Source organism: Staphylococcus sp. HMSC069D12 (assembly GCF_001810405.1).
In the GTDB taxonomy this organism is placed as follows: Bacteria; Bacillota; Bacilli; order Staphylococcales; family Staphylococcaceae; genus Staphylococcus; species Staphylococcus haemolyticus.
This window is the reverse complement of record NZ_KV801109.1, coordinates 42,712-42,994: the sequence shown is the minus strand read 5'-3', so window position 1 is coordinate 42,994 and position 283 is coordinate 42,712. Positions and strand designations below refer to the sequence as shown.

1 protein-coding gene is annotated in these 283 nt (G+C 31.4%); it reads right to left on the bottom strand.

Going from position 1 to position 283, the window contains the following annotated elements; translation table 11 throughout:
- Positions 1–26: 26 nt before the first annotated feature.
- The coding region (locus HMPREF2737_RS08380) for a pathogenicity island protein (protein ID WP_070650056.1) at positions 27–283 on the bottom strand (257 nt) is incomplete at its 5' end.

Genomic DNA, 283 nt, shown 5'->3' with positions numbered 1-283 from the left:
TCAATCGCTGCACTCACTACATCACCTTAAATCTCAGTTTTCTTTAGTGCCTCATATCGCTTTAAACTACCTTCGATATGACGCTTGATACTTCTTAAGGCTAATTCTTTCTGTTCCTCAGATTTAACTATGAAATAACCTCTTGCATCTTTTTTATAGCTATATCCGATTGGATAACCATAATCAACTACTAAACTATTAATCGTATTTCTTATCCATCTGTCGTTGTTTCGGTTAAATTCCATATTCAATTGATTAAATATATTTTGCTTAGTAATAATCT